Genomic DNA, 22,319 nt, shown 5'->3' with positions numbered 1-22,319 from the left:
ATTTCTAAATGGGCTATCGACAATTCATCATTCTGAGACTCCGGTTTGGATGATGTTAACTTTGGTTTCTATATTAATGTCCATTGTCGGATAAATCTTTTTCCAATGTTCATAGGTCAATTTTTTATTTTTGGCGTGATATTTTTCCTTCAGCCCAATCGGATCAAGGGATTTTTTCTGAAAATCTTTCATAAGTCGGTTTGCTTGCTTGGTTATATCAGCTTCCATTTCCTTTTCAATTTTTTTTATCATCTTTCTATTGGTAAGGTTTTCACTGCGCATGGATTCCTTGATTTGTCCTTTAATTTTGATCTTGATCGTGATCGAGGGATTTCTCTCTGAGCCGGATACCTCATAACTTGAACCGCTTCGGATACTTTCCACTACGATATCGCTTTCTTGCTTGTCTTTTAATTTGAATTTGTATATTCCCCGCCTATGATGTTGAACTAATGTTTTGAAGATGAACATATCATCCGTGGGGACTTTACTGACCATTTTATTTTCATGAAACAAGGCCACTCCAGAAACCGCAACTTCATTATTGTTTAATTTAAGTAAAGGAAGATACGAATCGCCGCCATCTTCCAGAGAGTTGCCTAAAAAGAGATGAAGGTTTGTATCCGGTCCGTTCCCTGTTTCATTTTGATGAGTGATTAAATCTGATAAAAAGATTCCAATATTCACATTCGTATTTGGTGGTTTCGTATTTATGACATCCTTGGCCTTTCCTTCAACAATGGCCAAAATGACCCTGTTTCCAAGTTGAGGCTCACGGTAAAGATAATCGGTCAGTTCTGTCATTCCGATTTCACGTACAATTTTCTCGCTAAATAAAAAGATGCGGGTCTGTCCAAGCAACACCGGCTTATCCGCTTTTTTGGAAACGACAGCCTGGACATCACTCGTCGTCGTCGATGTTCCAGTTAAGATTTGATATTTACCCATCTTGTCCTGTTCGAAGATAGGGATGACGAATGTTCCTTCGACATTATCATTCTTGAGTATATCGTAGCCAATGGCTTGGGACATATTGACTTCGTCAACCACCCTAGGCTGGGCACAGCTGCAAAGAAGGGGGAAAGTCAAGATAATAAGAAATAATTTTTTCATTTACGTTTCCTCATTTTCTTTATATAGATGATGACTAAAAGAAGAGGCAAGTATAAAGCAATGAAGAGCACACCGTATGGATCGATTATTTTATTCAATATATAGAGGGAATCGATATCAAAAACAAATATATTGGTGAGCAGAATAATAATGGACATCCCCCATAGTGGATACTTTTGCTGAACATTGAATAAACGCTTGAAACCCCTGCTCGCTGCCCATAAGGCGATTGTCATATTGGGAATGATAACGATCGCATACCAAGAAACATCTATATATTCAAATCGCTGAATAAAGGGCAATTCAACAATGCTGGTCAAGGTCAGTGTCGGCCATATAGTCAGTTCCAACTGTTTTTGTGAATAAAAAACCACTGAAACCAAATAAATGAATACGGTTAGTAAGGTTGTTGTCAAGGCCCCTCCATGTGCATATTTTTGTGAAGTTTTAGCGTCTTTGATGAACGGGTAAAACATCAGGATCATTTCAAAACCAAGCATCGATAATGAAGTACTTCTGGTTCCTTTCAATATATCCAATAGAGTGTGGTGAAATAAAGGGAGCAAATTGGTGAAATCAGAGTATTTCATGGCATAGAATAGGACAAATAAAAGCCAGTATGTCAAAATGACGCTTAAAAAGGCAACACCTGTAATTGTACGGAATCCTCCCGTATTTATGTAATAAATCAGAATCAGGAAAATCACCGTAAAAGCCCACGAAGCTACCTCTTCAAACATCCATACATGTATGACATTAATATAGCTGATCATGATATCCATCCCAAGGATCAAAAAGTAAAGAATGAATAATAGACTGAAGAAATTCCCGATCCTTTTTCCGAATGCTTGATTATTGGCAGAAATGATATCACCAGGAACGATACTGAAGATTTTATATATGACCCAAATCAATATATGAACGATCAGGCCCGCTAGGAGTATCGAAATCCAGCCATCCGTTCCTGCCGACTTCGCTAGAAGCCTTTGAAAACTTAAAACGCCTACTCCCGTTTGCATGGAATGCACTAAAAAAAACACATAGAACGGTGAGACTTTATATTTTTCATTAACACCAGCTTGGTTCATATGGGACCCTCATTTAGATCATTCATTAAAATCATTTTTTTTGATTCTTGCTTTTTTGGGCTGTGGCTGTCTGGCTATATCATCTGGACGTAAATTTACAGGCCGCGATTTGAAAAGATTAAAAGGAAGCCGAACAAAGCTGTCTTTCCAATCTTGCATGCGAAATGGGTATATCGGTTCGAGGTACGGGTGTCCCATAGAAGTTAATTTGATAAGGTGGGTCATCAAAAACACGGCTGCTATGGTAATGCCCAGTAGCCCCCAAATTTGGGCCCCGATTAAGAAGGGGAACCGCAGCAGCCGAATGGCATTACCCATTTTATAAATGGGAGTAACAAATGATGCCAATGCCGAGAGGGCAACGATGATCAATAAGATATTACTGGTCAAACCAGCAACAACGGCTGCTTGACCGATAACGATACCGCCGACGATACCTAATGTCTGACCTACCTTTGTTGGCAGCCTGGCAGCCGCTTCCCGTAATAACTCAATGGAAATCTCCAGGAATAATGCTTCGATCAATGGCTGAAAAGGTATTAAGTTCCTGGACGTGACGATCGTTTCCAAAAGATCTTTAGGAATCAGTTCATAATGATAGGTCAGCACGGCTACATAAATGGGAGTGGCAAAAATCGAAAAAGCGACCGCGAATATCCTTAATAAACGGAAAGCAGATGCCGGAATCCACGGCATATTATAATCTTCCATGGTGATGAAGTATTCCAACAAAATGGTTGGAGTAATAAGTGCAGAGGACGACCTATCGATTAACAAGGCTACCTTGCCTTCAGCCAATGCACTTGCGATGCGATCAGGCCTTTCCGTATTTAGAAAAAGGGGAAACAAGGTATTTGAATTATCATATAGCATTTGCGCGAGATAGGACCCGTCCAATATTTCATCAAACTCTACGTCATTGATCCTTTGTATAACATTATCAACATTTTCCTGATCAACGATCCCTTCTATCGATAAAACGGCCACTTTCGTTTTAGACAGAGATCCCACAGTCTTTTCACTTACTTGCAATCCAGGGACAGGAAGCCTTTTTCTGACTAAATTCAGATTGATATCAAGATCCTCGACAAATGCTTCTTGAGCACTTATGATGCCAAATTCAAGTTCAGGTTTCTCAACTTGTCTCCCCTGTTGGGCCGCAACATTGATTAATAGGCATTCATCAAGATTTCCATCTAAACGAAGTGCAATTTCGCCTCTCATGATCCTGTCTTCAATTACAACCTTGGTACTGGTGATAAGTGTATTCTCAATAGGAACGTTTTCTTTTATTTGCTCCAAATTTATCGTTTCCAGAGTCGGTATGACCGAAAGAACACTTTCATGAAGTACCTGTGCATCGATCAACGAGCGATAAAAAGAGACCCAATAGCCTACGCCATTATATGTTCCTTGATGGTTAATGAAATCATTGGATGAAGATAGGGTATTGAATAGGTCCCTTACTTCCGAAACGTTATTTAATTCTTCATTTTTTTCGTTTGGTTGATTTGGCTTTTTTTTGAACGTTCTGCGGTTAAACAATGTTGTCACCTCTGCACTAAAGCTTATAATCCTAGCATTTGCAATTTAATTACAAATTAACCATTTTGGATGCTAATGTCGCTCGCTTCAGAAAGGAAATTCATTAAATAAATTGGTGTAAAAGCTGCCTTCATTTCCTGTTCGCATAAAAAAAATGTAAATAGAGGAAACTGAGAATATAAAAACCTATTTATTCAAAGGAGTTCACCATGAAAAGTAAACCCTTGCATATTAAATTGGATCAAAAGCAGGAAGCATTGAAATCTGAATTGGATATGCAGGATGATGTAGTTTTTAAACAGATAATCATTCCTGGTTATGAAGTTTTGGGATTATTTGTATTTGTTAATGGAACGATGGATTACCCTGCATTCAATGATATAGTCCTGGATTTATCATCTGCCCAGGTTGAAACCAGAAAACCGGTTTCGATCGAACAGCTGGTCATTTCCAAAATCTGTTCAGTCAGGGAACAGGATGTTGAAACATATGAAAAAGCCAAGGAGTATATTTTTGACGGGAAAACGCTTTTATTTATAGATGGAATAGTAAATGGTTATGTCTTGAATCTGGAAAAGGAAAAAATCCGTACACTGGGTGAACCTTCGACAGAGAGGGTTGTCAGGGGACCGAAGCTTGGTTTTATCGAAAGTCTTCAGGAAAATATCGGCTTGATAAGGCAATATTCAAACCATCCCAACCTTATCGTCAAACAACAGAAGTTGGGGACAATGGAAAAACGGGAAGTTGCATTAATCTATTATGAAGGAAAAGCTAGCGATTCTTTGCTAAAAGAAGTGAATAAACGGATAAATGAAGTGAAAGCTACCGATCTCCAAGACTCGGGGATGCTTGAGGAATTAATTGAAGATACATCGTTTACCCCTTTCCCGCAGATCCAGAATACGGAGCGTCCGGATAAAGTATTGGCTGCATTGCAGGAGGGAAGGGTGGTCATCATGGTTGACGGCTCGCCATTTGCATTGATGGCACCAACGACAATCACGATGCTGCTTCAGTCACCGGATGATTATTATGAAAGGTGGGTTGCAGGATCTTTTTTACGTGTCCTCCGCTATTTATCTTTATTTGTTACCGTTTTTCTATCAGGGATATATATATCCCTGGTTTCGTTCAACCCTGGATTGCTGCCATCGGAATTAGCGATGACGATCGCGGGTACAAGGGAGAACGTGCCATTTCCGCCGTTTGTTGAAGCTATCATCATGGAAGTAACGATTGAACTGCTTCGCGAAGCAGGGATTCGGCTCCCATCGCCCATTGGTCAAACGGTTGGATTGGTTGGCGGAGTCATTATTGGCCAAGCAGCAGTTCAAGCCAATATTGTAAGTTCCCTGATGGTCATAATCGTTTCGATCACGACGATTACCTCTTTTACGGTACCACAATATAGCTTTGGACTGGCGTTCAGGGCATTAAGGTTCGGGGCGATGATTTTTGCCGCCGTTTTAGGTTTATACGGAACCACACTATTCTTTATCATCGTTATCAGCCATTTGTCAAAATTGACCAGCTTCAAAGAACCTTATTTTCAACCAATGGATTTTATCGGTAAAAAGACCTGGAAGGATGCGTTCCTACGGTTACCGAAGCGGAAAAAGGGGGGGGATTCTTTTGAGCCAATCCGACGGCAAAATTCTTAGTGGCGAATTGGCAGCGATCATTTCATGTAGCATGCTAGGAATTGGAATGCTGACGCTTCCAAGGACGATAACGGAAAAAATCAATTCGACCGATGGATGGATCGTCTTGATTTTTAATGGGATCGCTATTGCCCTTTTGATATGCTTATTGGTTGTTCTGTTAAAAAAACATAAGGTCGCTAACTATTACACATACATGGAGGAGGCATATGGAAAGTGGCTCTCCAAACTTATTGGGTTGGTCGTGGTGGTATACTTTATAGGCGTGGCCAGCTTTGAAGTTCTTGCGATGAGTGAAATGGTCTGGTTTTATTTGTTGGAGGAAACCCCGGTTGAGATTGTGATACTTACCATGATTTTAGCGAGTGTGCACCTTTTGACAGGCAAAATTAAAGCCATAGCAAAGGCTTGTGTCTTCTTTCTTCCTTTGACAATAGTCATCGTCTTGCTCATTTATTTGTTCAGTCTCAGGGTAGTCGAGATAAAAAACCTGCAGCCTGTTCTTGCGAAAGGATTTCTCCCCGTCATAAAAGGAATGGGCTCCGGAACTTTGTCTTTTTTTGGAATTGAACTTTTCATCTTTTTATTTGGTGTCGTTAAAAATCAAAACAAAGTAAAAAGTGGCGTTTTAATCGGTTTTTTCATACCGCTGATTTTATATGTGATTACATATGTATTGGTAGTGGCTACACTGACTGTCCCGGAAGTCAAAGCAGTTACTTGGCCAACCATTTCTTTTATTCAGTCCTATGAAGTAACAGGGATATTTTTAGAGCGTATGGAGCTATTTCTCTTAATCACCTGGATTCTTCAGTTTTTTTTAACACATGCGATTTACTATTACTTCGCAGCAGAAGGACTGACGAAAATTTTTAACAATTCATATACAACGAACCTCATTGTTTTGGTTCCTGTCGTTTTTTTTCTGGCCAAAATTCCTGAAAATACAATCGAGTTGTTTAAAATGAGCGATTTGCTGGGATATATATTTCCCTTTGTATTATTTGGATTGCCCATTATTACATACGCAATCGTTCAAGTGAAAAGGAGTAGAAGAAGCGTATGAAAAGATTATGGTTGTTCTTGCTTATTCCTTTACTTGCTGGCTGTTGGGACAGTCAAAATATTGAAGAATTATCCCTTGTGGTGGGAATGGGAATCGATAAAAGCAAAAAGAAAGACGAAATCATGTTAACACAGCAAATTCTGGTTCCTCCAGGAAATAGTGTTCAGGATAATCAGGCCCAACTAAAATATAAGAATGTTACGGTCAGTGCTAAAACGCTGCATGAAGCAATAAGGGATTCTTTACTCATAACCAATACGGTATTAACCAATCACCAGCGTGTCATCCTCATTAATGAAGATGTATTAAGGAAATTCCCGATGGAAGCCATCATTAATCAGTCGATACGCGATAACAATACAAGGAGAAGCTGCCATGTTTATTTAACGAAGAGACCGACGAAAGAAATTTTGGGACGATCCGTAGAAGGGGAGATTCCTTCGAATGTAATCTATGAATTGAAAGATAATGAGCACAGAACGAATAAAATACTTCCGCCTTTAACACTGGGCAAAGCATCCTCAAATTTGCAGTCAGATGGAAGCTTTGCCATTCAGGCCGTTGATATTAGGGGTGGGAAATTAATTTTGGAGGGGGCAGGGGTGATCAACAATTCAAAGTTGGTCGGGGTCATGAATGATGAGGATATAGCTGCATTAAATTGGCTGAATGGAGAGGTAAAGGGCGGAATAATCGAAGCGGTCCAACACGGTGAGCCTTTAAGTGTTGAAGTAATCGATAGGAAAAGGAGGAAAATCACGACGGAATTGAACGGTGATCATTTGACGATCAATATAAAGGTCGGGTACACAGCAAGACTTTCGGAAGATTGGTATGGTAAGGAAAACTCATTTAAGGAAGGCTATTTAAAAGATGTTGAGCGTATTGCCGAGGATGAAGTGAAAAAGGATGTCAAGAAAATCGTATACAAATTACAGCATGATTATAAAACAGGGGTAGCAGGATTGTATCGTTATGTGCAAAATCAGCATCCAAAGTTTTGGGAGAAAAATAAGCAGAAATGGGACGAAGTTTTCAGTAAAGCTGATATAAATTATGAAGTGGACATAAGGATCGTAGACTTTGGTTCAAAAGGAGGGATAAAGTGAATGATCATAAGAAGAACCTTCCGAATGGAAGGTTTTTTTGTCCAATGCACTTAAGTTATCGTTATTAATAGTCAAAGAAAAGGACCAGTCAAGGCCCACCGAAAGTTCTAGGCAGATTCGTCACTTCATGTGCAACCCTGATTCCGGATTGAATGGCTCCTTCAATCCATGCTGGTACGGTTGATGTATGCTCCCCAGCGAAGTGGACCCTTCCTTCAGGAGTTGGGATGTATGGAAACAAGTCCGTTTCCTGACCAGGCTTAAACATGGAGAAAGCGCCGTAGGAATACTGATTCAATGTCCAGCTATAAGAAGCTCCTGATAAAAAATGATCATATACTTGTTTTCCATGGATCACTGCCAAATTTTTCAATGCGTGTTGTATACGATCATTTTCTGGAAGGATATCCCATAAAGTGGCGTCATCTTCCCATGTATAACTTGCTAAGATGAGACCCGATTCACGCTGGTTGCCCGTTTGGCTGGGGTAATAAGAAAATCTAATTGGTAAATCGGTCGTCAATTTACCGCCGAAGATTCCTTCCTTTTCCCAAAACCTATGCGTGAACTGAAGTCCGATTTTTGTGGAAGCGGCATAATGGAGTTCCCTTATTGCCTTCCACTTATTATGGGAAAAGGAATTCCGGGGTTCAATATCTATAAATTGCAGTAATTGAAGAGGGATCGTCACGATGGCAAGGTCACCGGTAACCGTTAAGGGGTTTTGACTTTGAGTATGTTTGGAATGGATGGTGACCTGATTATCATGTTGAACGATCTTTGTCACTTCATATCTGAAGTTTAAATTATCCTTCAATTCCGGTAGAAAAGCATAAGGAAGCCGGTCGTTTCCACCTTCGATTGCAAAAAAATTCACGTCTGGATTAAAGAGCGGCATAAGCTCCCGAAGTATGGCCGGAAAAGAAAGTTCCGGGAATCCTTCTAAACCCATTAGGACTTTGATACTTTCAATCGCTCCTGTAGATAGACTGATTCCGACTGGATTATACTGCAAAAAGAAGCTCATGGAGTATTTATCAAACTCTTTAATGACAATTTCCCAATTTCTACGTGGGTTTTGAATGATGAAGTCAGTCACAGGCTTAATTGCCATGTTGAGTAATTCTTCAGCTGTTTTACCTCTTTCATGGGGAGCTACAGGATACCTCAGTATATCCGGGTTCCGTTGATATATCGCAGCAGTCGTCTTGATTCCATTGGCATAAATGGGATCATTAGGAGTCGTATTCACAAAAGTGTTGACTCGTAAACCATACTTCTTGATGTATTCAGCAACTAAGTAATGATAATTCGGAATGCGCATGGCACCGGCTTCAAGGTAGGAACCCTCAGAAAACGGCTCCCGTATCGTCAAAACACGCCCTCCGACCCTCCCGGTTGCTTCCAATATCGTAACATCGTGCCCCGCTTGTTTTAAAAGGGATGCTGCAACCAACCCAGACATGCCGGCACCAATGATAATGATTTTTTTGGGGATTGGGGTCGGCCCCAGGCCATTTCTGATCACAGCCAGCATTTGTTCAGGTGATAGCGGATCTTTGGAAAAGGACAAAATGTTTTTCTCCTCTCTTGTTACACTTTCTATATGGGATTTAAGCTATCTTATTCCGATTGGGTCACCATTTATGAAGATTCTTTAATAATTTGTCATCCAAGTGCTTAGCGATATTTTATTAGGGCATTGGAAAAATCCACTTTAAAAAATATATATATCAAAAATAACCTCGATAGAATATTTATTAAACAATGAACTTTAAACATCATTAAGTAAATACCGAGCTTCTGCAAAACCTATGAAAAATTAGTTTGTGGAATATTAATAAATATTTTCCTTTACAGAGGAGATACTACCAAGAGACAAAGGGTAGAAAGGAAGACAGTATGGATCATATACAAATGGCCCGCGCGATGTTCGGGACGAATATGGCTGTACATATCATATTTGCAACGATCGGCGTCGGGTTGCCGATGATGATGTTGGCAGCGGAATTGATGTATCAAAGGACTAAGGATTTACAGTATGTCGTCATGGCTAAACGCTGGACCAAAACATTAGGGGTATTACTTGGGGTCGGGATTCCGACTGGTACGATTGCGGGTGTGCAGCTGTCACTATTATGGCCTGGGTTCATGGAAGTGATAGGACGTGTCATGGCGCTTCCATTCCAAATCGAGATTTATGCATTCATGGTTGAAGCGCTGTTCATGTCAATCTATGTGTATGCTGCTGAAAAAATCAAGCCATGGGCCCGAATCGTGAGTTTATACTTTGTTGCATTCGGAGCATTGGCTTCGGCTGTTTTGATTTCGAATGTCCATGCTTTTGAAGGGACACCTGCTGGGTTCCGGTTTGAAAATGGGGAAATCGTCGATGTCGATCCTTGGGCGGCATTTTTTAACCCAAGTTTCTTGGTGACGGCAGGACATACGGCTCTGACTGCTTATACTACAGGCGCTTTTGTCGTGGCGTCCGTCGCAGCCTATAAGATGCTGAAAAATAAATATGGCACTGCTGAATTTAATTTTCACCAAAAAGCACTGAGGCTCAGTATTGTCTTAGGCTTGGTTTTTTCGTTTTTGACGGCATTGAACGGTCATGCGACTACGCAGCATTTATATAGGGAACAGCCGGAAAAACTGGCAGCGGCAGAAGGGTTGTTTGAAACACAGGACCATGCCGGACTTACCTTGTTCGGTTATACCGATAGGGAAGCTCAGGAAGTGAAGTATGGGATTGAATTTCCATGGTTATTAAGCTTTCTATCTGGTAATAGCTTCGATACGGTTGTGACCGGTTTGAACGATTTTCCGGAAGAGTATTGGCCACCGCTTTATGTCCATATCTTATTCAACGCCATGGTCATGATTGGTTCAGGCTTAATCGCGTTGGCACTGTTTGCATTGGTATGGAATAAATGGCTGAAAAAGGAGACATATCCGAAATGGATTCTTTGGTTGTTTGTTGCGTCAGGGCCGCTTTCGGTGATTTCGATAGAATGCGGTTGGATTTTTGCCTGTACCGGCAGACAGCCATGGACGATATACAGGATGCTGACAACTGAGGATTCAGTCACTTCGTACGAAAACCTTGGATTCTTATTCACGATGTTCATTATTGTATATATCATTTTATGCGTTTCTGTCGTGTTTACACTTTTGTATTATTTCAAACGTCATTCCGTAATGGATGATATATATAAAGCCGAACAGAAAGGTGTAAGACTTTTCGATTCGAATTCATAAAAGGGGGGAAGGCGAATGAGTGATGCTCTTCTTGCAATAACACTGGTCTGGGGCTTTATTTTTCTTTATGCCATCATGGCCTCTATGGATTTTGGCGCGGGCTTCTGGGCAATGACTTACATTAAAAAGGAAGAGACGAATGCTACCAAGATAGCGAATAGCTATTTATCACCAACTTGGGAAGTGACGAATACTTTTGTGGTTGGTCTTGTCATTGCGATTTACAGTTTATTCCCAGGTGCGGTATTCCCGATTGGGGTAGCCTTAATCGTTCCCGCGAGCCTGATATTGGTTCTGCTATGTATTAGGAGTGCTTTCTTGGTTTTCTCGCATAGCGTTGACAAATATGAAAAAGCGTTAACGTATATCTCAGGATTGACGGGATTGATCATACCGGGGCTATTAATCAGCGTATTGCCAATCACTCATCTTGGATTTGTCGAAGGCGTTAGAGGAAATGAAGAATTGAATTTATCTAAACTTTTCACGAGTCCGAATGAGTATGCATTTGTGGGATTCGGAATTATGAGCACGCTTTTTTTATCTTCTTTGCTCCTGTCCGATTACTCAAAACAGGCCGACGAAATGAAAGCATACAAAATATATCGCAGGGATGCGATGATAACGGGACCGCTTATGTTGGTCATGGCTCTGTTGGTCATGCTCACGTTAAGAAACGAAGCGAATTGGATTTACCAAGAAATGATGAAAAACTCTGCATTGTTATTCATCTCGCTCATTTTTTTCATCATTAGCGGGATAGCACTGTACCTACCCTATTTTTCTAAGCAGGAGGTTAAAGGGATGCCACGCCTCGCTGTCATTGCGATTATCATACAGTATTTAATCGGCAGTTATGTTTATGGTATCGCTCATTTACCTTATATCATCTATCCAAATGTCACGATTCTATCAGGATTTACCGATCCAACCTCATTCCGGGCCGTGTTTGCCACGTATATCGTGGGCTTTGCGATATTAGTCCCAGGGTTCTATTATTTCTGGTCCATCTTCATGAAAGATCAGCGTCGAAAGTTCAAACGGCGACAAATGTCAAATTAGTTCATCTTTGAAAAGAGAGGTTATCACTATGAAAAAGTTAGATCTGCTAAAATATGCGGTTTTAGTCATCTCACTATTTTTGAGCTATCAAGCGGTTGAAGCGCATGATAAAAATTTTCAGGTGGATGGCACATATATATCAACTAAAAGAGATGTAACAGGTGACCAGAAAATAGACATCATCCAGGTTCAGGGACTGCCTTATGAGGAAGGTAGTAAGTTTCTGAAAAAAATTGAGTTAAGTGTGGAAAGCAATCGCCGTACAATCGACGTCCCGCTTGAAGCTGGGTATAATCCAGATCTAAAGGTTGCCGACTTGAATGATGATGGGGTCCAGGATGTATTGGTTACGGTTTTGATGGATGGTAGAGAGCGATTGATATCCAGTTACGCCTATACATTCAAGGGTGGAAAAGTGAAGGAGCTGGAAGTACCGCCATCCGTTCCTGTAATGGCACAATTTCTTGACGGATACAAAGCGGAAATCATTATTGAAGGTCAAAAACCTGTGGTGATGGATGTCAGTTCCAGAAAACAAGCTTATGATAAATTGGGCATTTATCAAAATGGAAAACTAAATGAACCGACAGAGCTTTTGGTTGATCCATACTCTTCACTGGATTTCAAGACTGTTTTTGGAAAAGGAAAAGCGCTTATCGGAATCCAAAATGTAAAAGGGTCCGATGAGCGTGATCCGATATTGGAGATCAAATCAGTATGGAAATATAATAATGGATGGCAGCTTGTAAAAGCCCAAGTTAAACCGGTCAAGGGTAGTAAATGACATGGTATCGACTGCTTCTTAAATAAAGTGGATTGACAGCTCTTGGTTTTGAGGGCTGTTTTTTGTTGATAATTAAAAATTGACAATTTTTAATTATTTGGTAAAATCTAAATAAATCCAGTTTATACATAATCAAGCTCTTAATTCTGGATGGAATGTAAGCGGATACAAAGGGGGTGCAGTCTTACGGAGTTAAAAGAAAAAATAATTGAAACATCGTTGACGCTCTTCGATCAGCATGGTTTTCATGGTGTCTCCGTCAACGAAATCGTTAAGGCATGCGGAACTAGCAAAGGTGGTTTTTATCACCATTTCTCTTCCAAAGATGAACTCTTATTTGTCATCCATGATTACTTTATTTCATATGTTTTAATAAAAGCACAGGAAGCCATTTCAGAAAGTACCCATCCAACAGAAAAAATGCAAAAGATCATTCAATCATTTGTTAAAGTTTTTGACCTCTATAAACCACACATCTCAGTTTTCTATCAAGAAAGCATTTACTTAAAACCACCTTATGTTGAAGCAATCAAAAAAAAGCGTCAAACGTATAAAGAAATCATTTTTTCCGTTATCAAAGAAGGTATTGACAAGGGAGTATTCCGCAGCGAATTGCCAGTGGAAATTACCGGAATGTCAATTCTGGGCATGGTGAACTGGTCCTACAAATGGTACAAAAGGGACGGCGGAAAAACGATCGACGAAATCGGTGATATTTACGTGGATTTAATTCTGAATGCCTTATTGATAGATAAACAAAAAGAAGCGGAAATCACCCAGCCATTTTTACTGAAGAACCAAGTCGTTGTGGATTGAATAATCAACTTGATTTGTACAGACCAACTAGTCGGTCTCATTAGAAAGGGGAATGAACATATGGATTTTTCACTTACAAAAGAACAGCAGATGATTAAGGAAATGGTAAGGGAATTTGCTGAAAAGGAAATTAAACCGATTGCGATAGAGTTGGACGCAAAGTCCATGTTTGCGGAGGATGTATTCAAAAAAATGGGGAAACTCGGGTTGCTTGGAATTCCGTTTCCTGAAGAATATGGCGGTTCGGGCGGAGATACGATTTCGTATGCCATTGCCGTTGAAGAGATTGGCAAGGCGTGCGGGGGAACCGGCTTAAGTTATGCCGCAGCCGTTTCGCTCGGGGCAAGTCCAATTTATTATTTTGGAACCGAAGAACAGAAGCAAAAATATCTGGTTCCAATCACGACCGGTGAAACCCTGGCAGCTTTCGGGTTGACAGAGCCTAATGCTGGTTCCGATGCTGGCGGTACGAGAACGACTGCCGTGTTGGATGGTGATGAATATGTGATTAATGGCGAAAAAACATGGATAACAAATGCCAGCTATTCAAGAACGGTTACTGTCACTGCTGTATCGGGAAAAGATTCAAAGGGCAAAAACATCATCTCGGCATTCATCGTGCCAACCGATACCCAAGGGCTGACGATCAATAGCAATTATGAAAAAATGGGAGTCCGGGCTTCCAATACTTGTGAAATCATTTTGGATAATGTTCGGGTGCCAAAGGAAAATTTATTGGGAGATCCGGACAAAGGGTTCAAACAATTCCTATTCACGCTTGATGGAGGACGGATTTCCATTGCAGCTTTGGCCGTCGGTATCGCTCAGGCTGCCTTTGACAGAGCTTTAGCTTTTTCAAAAGAGCGCATCCAATTCGGTAAAACCATATCAAATTTCCAGGCCATTCAATTCAAGCTTGCAGACATGGCGATGGAGATCGAATTGGCGAGGAATATGGTATATAAGGCTGCATGGTTAAAAGACAATAAAAAACCTTTTGCAAAGGAAGCGGCATACGCCAAGCTCTTTGCTAGTGAGACCTCGTTCCGCGCCAGCAATCAAGCGATTCAAATACACGGCGGCTCTGGTTACATGCGTGAATATGAAGTGGAACGCTATTTAAGAGATGCTAAGTTATTGGAAATTGGTGAAGGCACATCCGAAATTCAAAGACTCGTTATCGCCAGGCAATTAGGCTGTTAATCTTTACGGAACGTAAAATGAACTGGATGCTTGGGGTTCATTTGGGTGAAAAGCAGATGTTATCTATACAGCAAAAAGCGTTCATTCTTACCTTTATTTGATTAGGAGGAGTTTGATGTCTGATTTGCTAGATGTTACGATCGGGAAATTGCTTGAAAGGACAGCTGAACAATACGGTGGTAATGAAGCGGTTGTGTACCATGAACTAGGCTTGCGCCATTCTTATCGCGAATTTGAAAAGATTTGCCGAAAGGCTGCCAGGGGGTTCATGTCACTGGATATTAAAAAAGGGGAACATATCGCCATTTGGGCATCCAATAAACCGGAATGGCTTATATCCCAATTTTCCACCGCGAAAATGGGCGGGGTGCTGGTGACGGTCAATACTAATTACCGCACAAGTGAACTGGAATACCTGCTTAAGCAATCCGATTCGACAACGATCATCCTGATGGAACAATATAAGGATCATTCATATATAGATACGCTGTACGAAATCGTACCTGAATTGAAAAATGCAGAACCAGGAAAATTACAATCTGAGAAACTGCCAAAATTAAAAAATATCATCGTTTTAGGTGAAAAACGTTATCCCGGAACGTTTTCATGGGATGAAGTCATTAGCGGAGGCGAATCCGTTTCGGAGGAATCGCTCGACTTGAGGATGGAGGAATTGGCTCCAGGTGATGTGATTAACATGCAATATACATCAGGGACGACAGGATTTCCAAAAGGAGTGATGCTGACGCATTCCAACTTGGTCAATAACGGATTGAATGTCGCAGAGTGCATGAAGCTGACCGAAGCCGACCGGCTATGCATCCCGGTTCCGTTTTTTCATTGTTTCGGCTGTTCCCTTGGTACGATGGCATCTGTTTCAGTTGGGGCAACAATGGTGCCGATTGTGGAATTTAATCCACGCGTTGTCCTTCAGACAGTTGAAGCCGAAAAATGTACTGGGCTCCATGGTGTACCGACGATGTTCATTGCTGAACTTAATCTCGATGACTTTGACCAGTATGATTTAAGCTCGTTACGGACTGGTATCATGGCAGGCTCGACATGTCCGATTGAAGTCATGAAAAGCGTGGTGAATAAGATGGGCATCACGGAAATCACGATTACTTATGGTCAAACGGAATCTTCTCCAGGAATTACGATGACAAGAACGGACGATCCGATCGAACTTCGTGTTTCTTCAGTGGGAAGGGCTTTGCCGAAAGTGGAAGTGAAAATTGTCGATCCGGCTACAGGGGAGGAAGTCCCGCGGGGCATGCAGGGGGAACTCTGTTCGAGGGGATACCATGTAATGAAGGGTTATTATAATAACCCGGAAGCCACTGAGCAGGCGATTGACAAGGAAGGCTGGCTTCATACGGGAGATTTGGCGGTGATGGATGAGAGGGGTTATTGCAAGATTACTGGCCGGCTGAAAGATATGATCATTCGCGGAGGGGAAAATATTTATCCCCGTGAGATTGAAGAATTCCTCTATCAACACCCTGCAATTGTCGATGTCCAGGTACTCGGCGTTCCAGATCAGAAGTATGGGGAAGAGGTAGCTGCATGGATCATTTTGAAAGCAGGAGAAACCCTTACGGAGAAAGAATTGATAGAGTATTGCAAAGGAAAAATATCGTTTCATAAAATTCCGCGTTACATTCAATTTACCGATGCTTATCCAATGACTGCATCCGGAAAAATCCAAAAGTATAAGCTTCGGCAACAAACTCTTGACCTACTAACGGAACGCACTAAATAAGGAGGATATCGAATGATTCGAAAAATTCTTATCGCAAACAGGGGAGAAATAGCATCACGCATTATTCGTACATGCAAGAGGCTGGGAATACTTACTGTCGCTGTCCATTCGGAAGCAGATTCGGATTCGCCTTTTGTGGGATTGGCGGATGAGGCATATTTATTGGGTGGTCCGAGAGTACAGGAAAGCTATTTAAACGTCAATAAGATTTTGGAAATAGCAAAGGAAACCGGAGCGGAGGCCATTCATCCTGGATATGGTTTTCTTAGTGAAAATGCAGATTTCGCACGTTCCTGCGAAGAAGCCGGCTTGATATTCATTGGTCCCAAACCAGAGATCATCCAGCAAATGGGCAATAAAGTCGAGGCGAGGAAAAAGATGGAGCAAGCCGGACTTCCATTGGTGCCTGGATTTTCACGTCCGTTAATTGATAGTGCAGAAGCGGCAGCCGTTGCCGAAAAGATTGGCTATCCAGTCATGTTAAAAGCAGCAGCAGGCGGCGGGGGAATCGGCATGCAGGCCGTTGCTAATGAAGATGAACTAATCAAAGCCTTCGAAGGGAATCAAAAACGTGCCCAATTATTTTTTGGCAATGGAGATATGTTCATAGAAAAATTGATTGAGAAGCCTCGCCATATCGAAATTCAGGTATTGGCGGATTCCCTTGGGAATGCTGTTTACTTATGGGAAAGGGAATGCTCCGTTCAAAGGCGCCACCAGAAGGTCGTGGAAGAGGCTCCATCTTCCTTCCTTGACGAAGAAACAAGAAACAGGATGGGTATGGCTGCAGTGAAAGCGGTAAAATCCATCGGTTATAGCAATGCGGGCACCCTCGAATTTTTAGTTGATGCAGATAAAAACTTTTATTTCCTGGAAATGAATACACGCCTTCAGGTAGAGCATCCTGTCACTGAAGAAATTACGGGACTGGACTTAGTCGAACAGCAAATTAAAATTGCATCGGGCAGCAAATTGGATTTCACCCAAAGTGAGATTAAACAGGACGGACATTCCATTGAAGTGCGCATTTATGCTGAAGATCCGAAAACCTTTTATCCAGCACCGGGGAGGATCACCACCATGAAGCTTCCGGAAGGTGAAGGGATCCGTCATGAATTGGCCGTTCATGGAACATCGGTCGTATCCCACTTCTATGATCCGATGATCGCCAAATTGGTGGTGAGCGGCGACTCAAGGGATAAAGCGATTGAGAGATTAAGCGAAGCGCTGGCAAGCTATAAAATAGAAGGAATTAAAACAAACCTTCCTTTGCTGATGGAAATAATTTCTCATGAAGCTTTTTCCCAAGGAGATACGACTACGGATTTCATTGCGAAATATATTCAAAAATTGACTGTATAACTTAAAACACAATGTTCGGGAGGAAAATAAAATGGCAGAATTAAAGGCAAGCATGGCAGGAAGCGTTTGGAAAATCGTAGCAAATGAGGGGCAAAGTGTAACCGACGGACAGGATATCATTATCTTGGAATCGATGAAAATGGAAATCCCCATTGCAGCCGAGGAAGCTGGCACCATTAAAGAACTAAAAGTGAATGAAGGGGATTTCGTAAATGAAGGCGACGTTTTGGCCGTCATTGAATAAAGGGACGGAGGGGTATGATGAATTGGCCTGAAAAAGTGACAATTAAGGAAGTTGGACCCCGTGACGGGCTGCAAAATGAAAAGGTCATAATACCTGCACAAAGCAAAATGGAGTGGATCGATCAGCTCTCTGATACAGGATTATCTTATATAGAAGTGACTTCATTCGTACACCCAAAGTGGATTCCCCAATTGAGTGATGCCGTCCTGGTGGCTAAGGGAATAAAGCGCAAGCCTGGTATCACTTATGGGGCCCTTGTACCGAATCAAAGGGGACTGGAGTCGGCCCTTGACGCCAATATCGATGATATTTCCGTGTTCATGTCATCCAGTGAAACGCATAATCTTAAAAATATCAATAAGTCGATTTCCGATACCTTTCCAATATTGAAGGATGTCATCAGGACAGCAGCAAATAGCGGGAAAACGGTCAGGGGCTATGTTTCAACCGTTTTCGGCTGTCCGTATGAAGGGGAGGTTTCGACTGATCAGGTTTTCCGTGTTTGTGATCAACTTTTTGAATATGGCATCAATGAAGTCTCGTTGGGTGATACCATTGGGGTCGCGTCTCCAAGACAGGTTGCACTGTTCCTTGAACAGGCTGTAAAAAGATATGATATGAGCCAAATTGCCCTCCATTTTCATGATACAAGGGGAATGGCACTCGCGAATATCCTTGAATCACTGAATTATGGTATTGACACTTTCGACTCTTCGCTCGGAGGTTTAGGGGGATGCCCGTATGCACCAGGAGCGAGCGGAAATGTGGCTACGGATGACCTGGTTCATATGCTACATAAAATGGGGATTCACACAGGAATCAATCCCGAAAAGCTATTGAAGGCTGCGGCCATGGTGCAAAGCTTTTTGGAAAAACCATTGCCCAGCCATCAGATGGCTGTAAATAACGCACAATAAGTGAAATCGAGGTGAATGTATGACTTCATTAGTTGATATAAGGTATGAAGAAAAGGGAATTGCCCTCGTGACCTTGAATCGGCCGGATGCTGCTAATGCTTTATCCACAGAATTGCTTCATTGCTTAGTCGAAGGGCTGGATGAATTGAAGAGAGATTCCAATTTACGAACAGTCATTATAACAGGAGCAGGTGAAAAGGCGTTTTGTGCAGGTGCGGATCTTAAGGAAAGAGCGGGTATGAATGATGATAAAGTCAAGGAGACAGTCAAGTTGATCGGAGACACGATTACGGCTGTAGAAAACCTTCCAGTACCGGTCATCGCTGCGATCAACGGTTCGGCTTTTGGCGGTGGGCTGGAATTGGCACTCGCTTGTGACATACGCATCGCATCGGAAATTGCAAAGGTGGGGCTGACTGAAACGTCATTAGGCATCATCCCTGGTGCAGGCGGTACACAGCGACTGCCCCGGATAGTCGGAATGCCGACAGCGAAAGAACTGATTTTTACGGCAAGGAGATTGGATGCAAAAACGGCACATGCCTTGAAAATCATCAGTCATGTATATTCACCCCAACATTTACTTGAGGAAGCGAAAAATTTGGCTAAGGAGATTGCGGTCAATGCCCCATTAGCACTCAGGGCTGCAAAAGCGGCGATCAATCAAGGGGCTGAGACCGACTTGAAAACAGGATTGCGAATTGAAAATGACTGCTATCAGACAACTTTAAAAACCCTTGACCGACTGGAGGGTCTGTCAGCATTCAAGGAAAAACGCAAACCGGTATATAGGGGCCAATGATTTCTATTGAAGGAGGAACAGGGATGGTAACGACGGATAAACTAACCGAAACGGTTGAAACGATTAAAAAAGGCGGTTTAGAAAAGTATCATCAAAAAAACGCTGAAAAAGGAAAGCTTTTCGTACGTGAACGTCTAGAGCTGCTTTTCGATGAAGGGGTAGAAATAGAGGATGCTTTCTTTGCCAATTGTGCAAGTGTTGGTCTGCCTGCTGATGGTGTGGTTACGGGCATCGGAAAAATCAATGGTCAAAGGGTCTGTGTCATGGCCAATGATTCGACTGTGAAAGCTGGATCCTGGGGAGCAAGGACCGTCGAGAAAATCATTCGCATTCAGGAAACAGCCGAAAAGTTACAGCTGCCCCTTCTTTATTTAGTCGATTCTGCCGGGGCACGAATTACGGATCAAGTAGAAATGTTTCCGGGCCGCCGCGGAGCTGGCCGCATCTTTTACAACCAAGTGAAGCTATCAGGAAAAGTCCCGCAAATTTGTCTATTGTTCGGTCCGTCTGCCGCCGGCGGGGCATATATTCCAGCTTTTTGTGATATTGTCGTAATGGTTGATGGCAATGCATCCATGTATTTAGGTTCACCGAGAATGGCAGAAATGGTCATTGGCGAAAAGGTGAGCGAAGAGGAAATGGGCGGGGCGAAAATGCATTGTTCCGTTTCAGGATGCGGCGATGTACTTGTCAAGTCGGAAGAAGAATCGATCGCGTTTGCGCGCAGGTACTTAAGCTATTTTCCAGGAAATTATCAAGAAAGACCTAAAAGCGTAAAACCTGAGCTGCCTGCGGATTTCGAAAAAACTTTGGAAGAACTGATTCCTAAAAATCAGAATGCAGCCTTCAATATGTACGACCTGATCGATAGGGTCATAGACAGGCAATCATTTTGTGAAATCAAGAAGCTATTTGCCCCTGAATTAATCACCGGGCTTGCAAGGCTAAATGGACAAACGATAGGGATCATAGCCAATCAGCCGCGAGTCAAGGGCGGCGTCCTGTTCCATGATTCAGCTGATAAGGCTGCCAAGTTCATCAACTTATGTGATGCTTTCCATATACCGTTGTTATTCCTGGTGGATATTCCAGGATTCATGATTGGGACGAAGGTCGAACGGGCAGGAATCATTCGCCATGGTGCGAAAATGATCTCGGCCATGAGTGAAGCCACTGTTCCCAAGATTTCTGTCATCGTCCGTAAAGCTTATGGTGCCGGACTATACGCGATGGCCGGTCCCGCTTTTGAACCGGACTGCGTTCTTGCCTTACCGACGGCATTGATAGCGGTCATGGGAGCTGAAGCTGCGGTCAATGCAGTCTATGCCAATAAAATCAATGCGATGGAACCAGAAGACCGCCCTAAATTCATCGAACAGAAGCGCAATGAATATAATGAAGATATCGATATTTACCGCTTAGCCTCTGAAATGATCGTTGATGGCATCATCCAGCCGAATGACCTGCGTGATGAATTGAGCGCGCGCTTTGAAGCGTATAGCAGTAAGCAATTGACATTTACCGATCGTAAGCATGGGGTCTATCCCGTATAAAGTATTCAATAAAAAAGCCCGGTTCATCATGACCGGGTTTTTTTTTCATGGAATAAAATGAAAGGTTATTTAAATAATTAGAAAATTTTTCTGATTTAGAGTTGCTAAATCACACAAGGAAGAGTACTATAATTAGTAATTAAAGATTTACTAATTACTTAATTCCATACTTAGTGAAAGAAAGTGAGAGTTGCCATGGCTCAGCAGGAAAAAAAGAAATATATTACTCCAGATGGATACACAGCAGATATTGCAATTTTTACTATTACTACAAAGAAAACGGCAGAGAAAGCCCCTCCTGAAATGTTTTTGAAGCTATTATTGATCAAACGTGCCTCAAAAGATAAGGAAGGAAGCCCCAATGTTGAAGGAGATAAATGGGCTTTACCCGGAGGCTTTGTCAATGCTTCCGAGACTGCCTATGAAGCAGCCAAACGAGAATTGAAAGAAGAAACGGGCGTAGCTGGATTCCATGTCAAGCATTTCGGGGTTTATGACCGCCCAGGGCGCGATCCCAGGGGATGGATCATATCCAATGCTTTTTATGCAATTGTCCAGGAAGAGTTTCTTCATCAAAGAAAAGCGAATGATGACGCAGCTGAGGTTGAATTGTTCACGATCCAGGAAGCCTTACAATTAGATCTTGCATTTGATCATTATACAATTATTAACGATGCGATGAATGTATTGAAAAAAGAAATGGTGCAAACGACGATAGCCCAAAAATTCCTGCCGGATGAATTTACACTTTCTGAACTGCAACGGGTTTTGCTGACAGCCAGAGATGATGCAAAAATCAGTGCAGACTCCCTTTTTTATGCAAAGGCCCCGAAGCTTCCGTTTTTGGAGAAAGTATTGGATGAAAAGGGAATGCAAAAGAAAACGAAACGTAATTCGTATCGGCCTTCACAGCTTTACCGGTTTAATGCAGAGGTTGTCATGGACTCTATTTACTATTAAGGGGG

General features: G+C 41.9%; 19 protein-coding genes. 15 read left to right on the top strand and 4 right to left on the bottom strand.

What is annotated here, in order from left to right; all coding sequences use genetic code 11:
• Positions 1-27 precede the first annotated feature (27 nt).
• From ACFX4H_RS16300 to ACFX4H_RS16290, 3 genes are read right to left on the bottom strand one after another with little or no spacing between them, the layout of a single operon-like run.
• Positions 28-1,113, bottom strand: coding sequence for a Ger(x)C family spore germination protein (locus ACFX4H_RS16300; RefSeq protein ID WP_377435856.1), 1,086 nt, complete (start codon positions 1,111-1,113; stop codon positions 28-30).
• Positions 1,110-2,201, bottom strand: coding sequence for a GerAB/ArcD/ProY family transporter (locus ACFX4H_RS16295; RefSeq protein ID WP_241635908.1), 1,092 nt, complete (start codon positions 2,199-2,201; stop codon positions 1,110-1,112). Before ACFX4H_RS16295 ends, ACFX4H_RS16300 begins: the two co-directional genes overlap by 4 nt.
• Before the next feature lie 18 nt (positions 2,202-2,219).
• Positions 2,220-3,746: a spore germination protein gene (locus ACFX4H_RS16290; protein ID WP_241635909.1), complete on the bottom strand. Its 1,527-nt coding sequence runs from the start codon at positions 3,744-3,746 to the stop codon at positions 2,220-2,222.
• 209 nt (positions 3,747-3,955) lie between these two features.
• Between ACFX4H_RS16290 and ACFX4H_RS16285 the strand changes: the two genes are divergently transcribed.
• From ACFX4H_RS16285 to ACFX4H_RS16275, 3 genes are read left to right on the top strand one after another with little or no spacing between them, the layout of a single operon-like run.
• Complete coding sequence (locus tag ACFX4H_RS16285; protein ID WP_377435855.1) at positions 3,956-5,410, top strand: spore germination protein; 1,455 nt, start codon at positions 3,956-3,958, stop codon at positions 5,408-5,410.
• Entirely contained in the window at positions 5,382-6,476 is a 1,095-nt protein-coding gene (locus ACFX4H_RS16280) for a GerAB/ArcD/ProY family transporter (protein WP_241635913.1), read from the top strand. Before ACFX4H_RS16285 ends, ACFX4H_RS16280 begins: the two co-directional genes overlap by 29 nt.
• Positions 6,473-7,585 (top strand): Ger(x)C family spore germination protein, encoded by a 1,113-nt coding sequence (locus tag ACFX4H_RS16275; protein ID WP_377435854.1) that lies wholly within the window; start codon positions 6,473-6,475, stop codon positions 7,583-7,585. The genes ACFX4H_RS16280 and ACFX4H_RS16275 overlap by 4 nt, the downstream gene beginning before the upstream one ends.
• A gap of 88 nt (positions 7,586-7,673) precedes the next feature.
• Here ACFX4H_RS16275 and ACFX4H_RS16270 read toward each other — a convergent pair whose 3' ends face one another.
• Complete coding sequence (locus ACFX4H_RS16270; RefSeq protein WP_241636431.1) at positions 7,674-9,122, bottom strand: flavin monoamine oxidase family protein; 1,449 nt, start codon at positions 9,120-9,122, stop codon at positions 7,674-7,676.
• Positions 9,123-9,487: 365 nt separating this feature from the next.
• Here ACFX4H_RS16270 and ACFX4H_RS16265 point away from each other — a divergent pair, with 365 nt between their 5' ends.
• From ACFX4H_RS16265 to ACFX4H_RS16210, 12 genes are all read left to right on the top strand, one after another.
• Positions 9,488-10,849 (top strand): cytochrome ubiquinol oxidase subunit I, encoded by a 1,362-nt coding sequence (locus ACFX4H_RS16265; RefSeq protein ID WP_377435853.1) that lies wholly within the window; start codon positions 9,488-9,490, stop codon positions 10,847-10,849.
• 15 nt (positions 10,850-10,864) lie between these two features.
• Positions 10,865-11,911, top strand: coding sequence for a cytochrome d ubiquinol oxidase subunit II (locus ACFX4H_RS16260; RefSeq protein WP_063576332.1), 1,047 nt, complete (start codon positions 10,865-10,867; stop codon positions 11,909-11,911).
• Between the two features lie 28 nt (positions 11,912-11,939).
• Positions 11,940-12,695 (top strand): hypothetical protein, encoded by a 756-nt coding sequence (locus ACFX4H_RS16255; RefSeq protein ID WP_328137522.1) that lies wholly within the window; start codon positions 11,940-11,942, stop codon positions 12,693-12,695.
• Positions 12,696-12,845: 150 nt separating this feature from the next.
• Complete coding sequence (locus ACFX4H_RS16250; protein ID WP_057277749.1) at positions 12,846-13,511, top strand: TetR/AcrR family transcriptional regulator; 666 nt, start codon at positions 12,846-12,848, stop codon at positions 13,509-13,511.
• Positions 13,512-13,571: 60 nt separating this feature from the next.
• A complete protein-coding gene (locus ACFX4H_RS16245; RefSeq protein ID WP_034312230.1) occupies positions 13,572-14,714 on the top strand; it encodes an acyl-CoA dehydrogenase in 1,143 nt (380 codons plus the stop codon).
• A gap of 124 nt (positions 14,715-14,838) precedes the next feature.
• Entirely contained in the window at positions 14,839-16,476 is a 1,638-nt protein-coding gene (locus tag ACFX4H_RS16240; RefSeq protein ID WP_377435944.1) for an AMP-binding protein, read from the top strand.
• 12 nt (positions 16,477-16,488) lie between these two features.
• Complete coding sequence (locus ACFX4H_RS16235; RefSeq protein WP_377435852.1) at positions 16,489-17,838, top strand: acetyl-CoA carboxylase biotin carboxylase subunit; 1,350 nt, start codon at positions 16,489-16,491, stop codon at positions 17,836-17,838.
• A 31-nt stretch (positions 17,839-17,869) separates the two neighbouring features.
• Entirely contained in the window at positions 17,870-18,082 is a 213-nt protein-coding gene (locus ACFX4H_RS16230) for an acetyl-CoA carboxylase biotin carboxyl carrier protein subunit (RefSeq protein WP_034312225.1), read from the top strand.
• A 14-nt stretch (positions 18,083-18,096) separates the two neighbouring features.
• Positions 18,097-18,999, top strand: coding sequence for a hydroxymethylglutaryl-CoA lyase (locus tag ACFX4H_RS16225; RefSeq protein WP_377435851.1), 903 nt, complete (start codon positions 18,097-18,099; stop codon positions 18,997-18,999).
• Positions 19,000-19,018: 19 nt separating this feature from the next.
• A complete protein-coding gene (locus ACFX4H_RS16220; RefSeq protein ID WP_377435850.1) occupies positions 19,019-19,801 on the top strand; it encodes an enoyl-CoA hydratase in 783 nt (260 codons plus the stop codon).
• Between the two features lie 23 nt (positions 19,802-19,824).
• Positions 19,825-21,354 carry an acyl-CoA carboxylase subunit beta gene (locus ACFX4H_RS16215; protein ID WP_241635927.1) on the top strand — a complete coding sequence of 510 codons (1,530 nt, stop codon included), beginning with the start codon at positions 19,825-19,827 and terminating at the stop codon, positions 21,352-21,354.
• Between the two features lie 195 nt (positions 21,355-21,549).
• Positions 21,550-22,314, top strand: a complete 765-nt coding sequence (locus ACFX4H_RS16210) for an NUDIX domain-containing protein (RefSeq protein ID WP_034312214.1) — start codon at positions 21,550-21,552, stop codon at positions 22,312-22,314.
• Positions 22,315-22,319 lie beyond the last annotated feature (5 nt).

This window comes from Peribacillus sp. YIM B13477, assembly GCF_042787955.1.
Classification (GTDB): domain Bacteria; phylum Bacillota; class Bacilli; order Bacillales; family DSM-1321; genus Peribacillus; species Peribacillus frigoritolerans.
Note: the sequence above shows the minus strand (reverse complement) of the source record. Positions and strands in the feature narration are given on the sequence as shown.